We start from the raw sequence: 7,078 nt of genomic DNA, 5'->3' as shown, positions 1-7,078 counted from the left end.
GAAACTGAACCTGAAGTTATAAAGGACTTATTATCTCAGCAAATTATAAGTAAGGTTAGGTGGAGAGAAATAGTTTTATTTATGGCAAAAAATAATATAGCTAGGTGCATTGAAATTGGACCAAATAAGGTTTTATCAAATCTCATAAAAAGAATAACTAACTCTGTAGAAGTATTTAACATAGATAGCATGGATGTAATCAATTCTTTCTTCGAAGAGTTTGTATTGATTGCAGTGTAACTTATAAATTTTTAATCTCACTAAATAATCATTTAAAATATTATGCATATTAATACATAGCTAATATTTCCTGTACATAATGAAACTATGTAAGGCAATTTATAGAGGGAAATATGAGTGAGTTCGAACACACAGAACCTAATTTTATAGAGTATGGTTTTGGTCATTTAAATCATACACAACCAAAAACGCTAGTAACTAACCCAAACAGCATATCACCTCTTGTAAGTAGAAGAAAGTTATCGAAGCACAATACGTTTAACAGTGATATTGGATTTGATAATGGTGAAAAAACTGTAAATTACGAATTTGAACTTACAGAATATCAAAAAGAAATTAATAACAAATTGATGAGTGTTCTTAATCAAATTGATAAATTTCAGGACGCTTCTGAATATAGTAAATGTATTAAACAACTTGAACAATTTTTAGAGAAAGAAGAAGAATCTTCCTCTGAAGATCTATGTACTGTTCTTGAGTTAAAAAGAGATGATAATGAATCAACCCTACTACATAAATTTGCAGCTACTAGTCCAGAAATTTTACGATTATTTCTAAATAGCGGAGCAGATCCAAATTTACAAGATAAAAGTGGGAATACACCACTACATATTGCTGCTGAGAACAATAATAGTGTTTCTGTTGAGATGCTTTTTTGTCTAGATTCAGAAGAAAAAACAAATTTAAGAAAAAAGGCAGATCCTAATATTAAGAATGAGTATAAGCGTATTCCTCTGCATACGGCTATTCCTTGCAACAATTATAATATTACTAAACTATTCCTGGATGCAGACTCAGATATCAATGCTGTAGATAAAAATGGATATACTCCACTATATCTTGCTATAGATTCTAACTTTGTAGAAAATGTGGAATTACTAGTAGAAAATGGAGCAATAATTAGTACTACACATGATGAATTGAGAAAACCACTACTTCACTATGCTATAATGTCAAATAGTGATATTATTCCAGAAATATTCTTAACAAAGCAAAAAGAAAGTGCAGTAAAGGAAATTATTAATTCAACGGATAAACTCGGACGAAGTGCATTACATTGTGCTGCTTTACTAGGAAGTGCAAATATAGTGCATTTACTGATACATGGGAAACATAAAGTAGACGACGGTAAACCTTATTTTAAAAACACAGCAAATGTTTATGCTAAAGATAAAAAAAACAATAATGTTTTACATTTCGCATCTTATAACAGTTATAGGTTTATAAGACGCCACGATTCACCAAGAGATAGTACACCAACTGAATTAGATCTGAATGATGATACCTACTCTATTACACAAACCATTATAGACTATGTCAAGCAAGATTGGAGGGTTCATATCAAAGACTTTATTAATGAGAAAAATGAAAACGGTAATACAGCATTAATGTTTGCTGCAGAATCAAGAAACGAAGAGACAGTAGAGATATTTCTAGAAGGAGGTGCAGATCCAAGTAAAAAAAATAACTTTGGTTTTACAGCATTTCATTACGCAGTAAAAGAGCCTAAAATATTGGAATTACTTTTTAAGTATGGAAAAAATAATCCAGCAAGAATTGTAGATTATCATGGAAATAACCTTTTACATCATGCTATCAAGTTTGGTTGCAGTGAAGAAACAATAGATCTTCTTGTCAAAGCAGGAATAAACATTGATGCTAAAAATAAAAATGGTGTTGCACCAATTCATATTGCAGCTAAATATGGCAACATTAATATGATAAACTGTTTGATAAGAAATGGAGCAGATATAAATTTAAAGTGTAAAAGTTTCAAAAAGGATGACATTGGCGATATCGGAAAAGAATATGACGTTGAAAGTATAGATAATAGTGATATTCTAGTAAGAAAGGAAAATACTAGTAAGAGTATTTTTATTAACGTCCGAGATGGAAATTTAGACCCAAGCTGTGTTATTAATATACAAGACAACACACAATATAGCGTAGCAACACCTTTACACATAGCTGATAATCCTGATGCTGTGCATGAATTTTTATTGAACGGTGCAAATCCGAATATTAAAGATAGTTCAAAATTATTGAGCAGAGGTCTCACTGCAATAGAAATTGCTGTTAAGAGAGCAGTTAGCAAAGAAAATCTAAATTCTGATAATTTAGAGGTCATAAAAGAATTAGCACAGATCTCTAAAATGAATAGCATCAAAAGAGCACTAAAATATGCTTGTGGTAATCAATATATAGAAGAAATATTAGATAATGCTTTTAAAGAGAGAGCAGCTGGTATGCAGTCTTCTTCTCCTATAGAGTTTGAGGAAGTGCCTAATGCACCATTGTTAGACAACATGTATGAAGAAATAGGTTCTTATGTTGCAGAACCTCCAAGTTTATATCCAGATCTTTCTTGTGAATTACAAGCAATATGCAAAAATAATGAAGTTGAAATAGGTAGTTGGAATGCAAGTAGCTCAGTATCTAATAGCAATTGGGAAGAGCCAGATAATAGCGATGCAGAGAAAATAGTTGATAATGGCTTAGATTTGTGGGCTAGTAATAAGAATACTACTGCGAAAGTTGATCATTGGACTTATGATACTAGTGATCAACAAGCAAATTTACCAGTGGATACAAGTGAGAAAAAAGGCGATGAAAATAACTCAGGTATTCCTGCAAGTGATAAAGAAGAAGTAGGTAACAACCTATCTGTGAATGATCAATCGAAAAATAAATGTAACAGTTCACCTAAGCAATCGCTTAAAGAAAAAGCAGTTAATCTACTGGAAAACAATCAATCAACACAACCAATATCAAAAAGTATAAGTGAATTAAAAATTGAAGTAAGTAATGAGATAAATATTGGAAGACAATTAAATTGTCCTGAAAATGAAAGTTGCACTTTTGCAGAATCTAAAATAAATGACTTATGTAAGTTATTAAAAGGAAAAAAAGATAAGCAAGATTTAAATATAGCAAGTAGCATTGTTTGTGACCTTGTTTCAAAAGGAGCTAAATTTAATAAAGAAACTGATAGAAAACTTAATACAATATTTAAAAATCATAAAAATCACAAAATCAATATAAAGAAAGCTGAGAAAAATTATAGTGAGCGTATGAGTAAATTGCGAGAAGTTGGAGAAAATGCAGTTACAAATGGTCAGTTGAATAGCTTAGGTATAGATAACACAACTTTTCATTTTGAATATTCACCAGATAGCACAGTAGATATTGTAAAAATTACAAATCGAATAAAAGATTTAAACTTAGATCGAGGAAGTATAGAAGCAAACAACAATATAATACAAGTTGGTAAAAATAAAGCAGAAGTTGAAATTAGGGATAATGTAAGAAATTATACTGATATTTTTGGTGATGATGGAATATTATTAACATTTAATACTAGTTTAGGAAAATTAAATATCCGGTTATATCCTGATAAAAATCAGGATAATCAAATAAAAGTTGAGGTAGAAGATAGAGAAAAATTTTTCCAATTAAAAAATACTAAAGAAGAAGTAGGGAAAAATTGTTTATTAGGAGGGTCTTCTGTTTTTGAAGCGGTTGAAAAAGGTAATTTTGAAAGACGATCTTGGAGAGAAAGAATCAAAGCAGAACGCAACAATGGGGTTCAAAATATTGGGTTGTGCTAAAATCAAATAGATGCTCTATAATTTGCAGATTTAGAATAAAACTAAAGGTTTCTAAACATATCTATTCTTGCAAAGCATCTATCTTAAATTATCAATTCCAATTATTTAATAACAGTTTTTTGTAATATACTCACATGATAAAAAGATATTTTGTTTTAAAATAAAGAGAATTAGGATAAAATAAGAATTCATACATAACTGAAAATAAATATATGGAGAAATGTATACCTCAATTAACACAACTTAGTAATGGACTGCGTATAATTACTGAACATATTAATGATGTAAATTCCATAGCTTTGAGCATCAGAGTTGATACTGGTAGCAGATCTGAAAGTAATGATAAGAACGGCATATCCCATTTTCTAGAACACATGGCTTTTAAAGGCACAAAAACTAGAACTGCATTTGACATTGCAAAAGCTTTTGATGATATAGGAGGAATCTTTAATGCTAGTACCGGAAGAGAAAGTACTACATACTACGCAAAAATCCTGAACAAAGATTTAGAAATAGGTCTTGAAATACTGGTTGATATATTAATAAATTCTGTGTTTCCAGAAGATGAATTAAAACGTGAAAAAGGAGTAGTATTACAAGAGATTTTTCAAACCAATGATTTACCTAATGATATAATTTTTGATAAATATATGGAAGTAGCATATAGGAACCAATCATTTGGTAGATCTATTTTAGGTACAAAAGAAACTGTGCAATCTTTCACTCGTGCGGATTTGAATAACTATATAGATGAATATTATTCCGGTACAAATATTTTACTTGCTATTGCAGGAGATATTGTACATGAGAGGGTAGTTTTATTTGTTGAAAAAGTTCTGTCAAAAATCTGCACGAAATCAAGAAGAAAATTTCATGATGCACATTATACAGGAGGTGAATATTTAGAATATCGTAAATTGGATCAGGTGAATCTACTTATTGGTTTTCCTGGAGTATCTTACTATGATAATAAATACTGTACATTACAGGTTTTTAATTCTCTGTTTGGTGAAGGAATGTCATCAAGGCTTTTTCAAGAAATAAGAGAAAAACAGGGTCTTGCATATTCTATCTATTCATTTAATTCAAGTTATACCGATACAGGCATACTATCTATTTTTGCTGGAACAGATAGTAGTAATTTAAGAAAGCTTATTACCTCAATTACAGAAGAATTAAAAAATGTATTACTGAATTTAACAGAAGAAGAAGTAACGCGAGTAAAGTGCAGAATAACATCTCAAATTTTAATGTCTAGAGAAAGTATGAGTGCACGGGCAGAGATATTGAACCATCATTACTCCATCTATAATAGATATATCAGTAAAGAAGAACTAATAGAGAGAATCAATGACGTAAGTATTACTAATATAAAAGAGGTAGTAGCTTCTTTACTCTCAAGATGTGGACAAATAACTTTAGCAGCAATTGGAGAAATTGGTCTATTGCCAAGTTATGATGAAATAGTTTCTTCTTTAAAGATCTAGAAACTATTACAAAATTATAGATTATATAAAAACATATAATACTATTTATCGATTATTCTCTTTATTTCTAATACTACTTGTTTTTTTACGTCGTCTATCAAACATATGAATCTATTGACTAGTATAGCAATTACACTTATATAAATAATATTAGTTTCTATATAAAAAATGATAGGAGTTAGTGCTTTTTGTTTATTATTTTGTATAGTGATGCTGCTATGTCGTATACTTTTCAAATCAAGTGATTTATTTAACAAAGTATTAATAATGAATATTATATCAACTCAAATAATTTTATTAATAACAATAATATCGATTGTTACTAGCAATTTTTTTGTGCTTGATATAGCGTTACTGTATGCAAGCATCAGTTTTATATCAACAATAGCTTTCATGAAATTTATGTTGATCAAATGACTTACTTGGGATTGGTTTTCATATTTTTTGGTATGTTTTGTATAGTAGTATCTAGCTTAGGGGTAATCAGGTTTCCAGATTTATATACAAGGCTACATGCTGCAGGCATTACTGACTCTGCAGGATCATCTCTGCTGTTAATTGGTCTTGCTTTGCAAAATGAATTCTCGATTAATACAATAAAAATTGTATTGTTAATATTTATTATATGGATAACAAACTCAACTAGCAGTTATATTTTAGCAAATACCAATAATCTATCTAATAGAAAGCGTAAAAGTGGTAATTAGCTGGTTTAACATAATATTACCAACATTATTACTAGTTATATCATTTGCAATTTTAATATCGAATAACTTAGTAATTAATACAATTTTAGTGTCTTTATTTAGCTTATTTATTGCATGCACATATGTTTTAATGAGTGCACCAGATGTTGCAATTACAGAAGCGTCTGTAGGTGCTGGTCTAAGTACAATTTTTATGTTTGAAGCACTATCTTTAATGAAAAAGAAGGAAACTCAGAAATTAAAGCATAATATATTCATCATTATATTGATGATTGTAATATTCCTATGCTTATTCACATTGATCCAAAATATGCCGCATTTTGGTGAACAGAATGCACCAATTCATAATCACGTTGCACCATACTATATAGAAAACACAAAAAAAGTTGCTGATGTACCGAATATAGTAACAGTGATTCTAGCAAGTTTCCGTGGATACGATACTCTTTGTGAGACAATTGTAGTATTTACTGCAGCAGTATGTGTGACAGTAATATTAAAGGAGGAAAAAAATGATTAAAGATCCAATACTAAATATAATATCATTTTTTATGATACCTTTTATCATTTTACTTGGTCTATATATTCAATTTCATGGTGATTATAGCCCTGGAGGTGGATTTCAAGCAGGAATCATTATTGCCTCAGGATTAATACTGCATGCGATGTTATTTGGTATATCAACTACTTTAAAAGCAATACCTTATTCAGTAATAAAGTTTGTAGTAGCGTTTGGCATTATACTTTACACTGGAACAGGGGTTCTAACAATGTTACTTGGTAGTAATTTTTTATCCTATAATGCATTGCTGAGTAATAAAGTAGCTGGACAAAAGCTAGGGATTTTTCTGATTGAACTTGGAGTTGGCTTAACTGTCTGTGCTTCTATGCTTATGATATATATAAACTTTGCACAAAAAAATAGGAGTAAATAATAAAAAGTATACCTTATCATAGATTTTAAACAGGTTATAAGTTTCAATCTTTCTGAAATGTGAGGTTATGTTGCGATGAATTTCTAGTCTTAAATTAGGGC

General features: G+C 29.7%; 7 protein-coding genes and 1 pseudogene. 7 read left to right on the top strand and 1 reads right to left on the bottom strand.

From position 1 onward, the window contains the following. The 3 genes and pseudogenes from V6U76_RS03670 to V6U76_RS03660 form a co-directional block, all read left to right on the top strand. Nucleotides 1-240: pseudogene (locus V6U76_RS03670) on the top strand (ACP S-malonyltransferase); the annotation flags it as partial. Nucleotides 241-353: 113 nt separating this feature from the next. Next, entirely contained in the window at nt 354-3,848 is a 3,495-nt protein-coding gene (locus V6U76_RS03665; protein ID WP_333023674.1) for an ankyrin repeat domain-containing protein, read from the top strand. A 212-nt stretch (nt 3,849-4,060) separates the two neighbouring features. Beyond that, nucleotides 4,061-5,335, top strand: a complete 1,275-nt coding sequence (locus tag V6U76_RS03660) for a M16 family metallopeptidase (protein WP_333023672.1) — start codon at nt 4,061-4,063, stop codon at nt 5,333-5,335. A gap of 41 nt (nt 5,336-5,376) precedes the next feature. Here the strand turns inward: V6U76_RS03660 and V6U76_RS03655 are convergent, their stop codons facing one another. Beyond that, entirely contained in the window at nt 5,377-5,592 is a 216-nt protein-coding gene (locus V6U76_RS03655; protein ID WP_333023676.1) for a hypothetical protein, read from the bottom strand. Between V6U76_RS03655 and V6U76_RS03650 the strand changes: the two genes are divergently transcribed. The 4 genes from V6U76_RS03650 to V6U76_RS03635 are packed head-to-tail and all read left to right on the top strand — an operon-like array spanning nt 5,504 to nt 6,977. Then, nucleotides 5,504-5,752 carry a monovalent cation/H+ antiporter complex subunit F gene (locus tag V6U76_RS03650; protein ID WP_333023670.1) on the top strand — a complete coding sequence of 83 codons (249 nt, stop codon included), beginning with the start codon at nt 5,504-5,506 and terminating at the stop codon, nt 5,750-5,752. The two genes, V6U76_RS03655 and V6U76_RS03650, sit on opposite strands and share 89 nt — an antisense overlap. Further along, entirely contained in the window at nt 5,749-6,042 is a 294-nt protein-coding gene (gene mnhG, locus V6U76_RS03645) for a monovalent cation/H(+) antiporter subunit G (RefSeq protein WP_333023669.1), read from the top strand. Before V6U76_RS03650 ends, mnhG begins: the two co-directional genes overlap by 4 nt. Next, nucleotides 6,032-6,562, top strand: coding sequence for a DUF4040 domain-containing protein (locus V6U76_RS03640; RefSeq protein WP_333023668.1), 531 nt, complete (start codon nt 6,032-6,034; stop codon nt 6,560-6,562). The genes mnhG and V6U76_RS03640 overlap by 11 nt, the downstream gene beginning before the upstream one ends. Beyond that, entirely contained in the window at nt 6,555-6,977 is a 423-nt protein-coding gene (locus tag V6U76_RS03635) for a Na(+)/H(+) antiporter subunit B (protein ID WP_333023667.1), read from the top strand. Before V6U76_RS03640 ends, V6U76_RS03635 begins: the two co-directional genes overlap by 8 nt. Nucleotides 6,978-7,078: the final 101 nt, after the last annotated feature.

The organism is Wolbachia endosymbiont of Pentidionis agamae, assembly GCF_036711655.1.
Taxonomy (GTDB): domain Bacteria; phylum Pseudomonadota; class Alphaproteobacteria; order Rickettsiales; family Anaplasmataceae; genus JAZHPY01.
The sequence above is the reverse complement of the archived record's forward strand: the minus strand, read 5'-3'. Positions and strand labels throughout refer to the sequence as shown.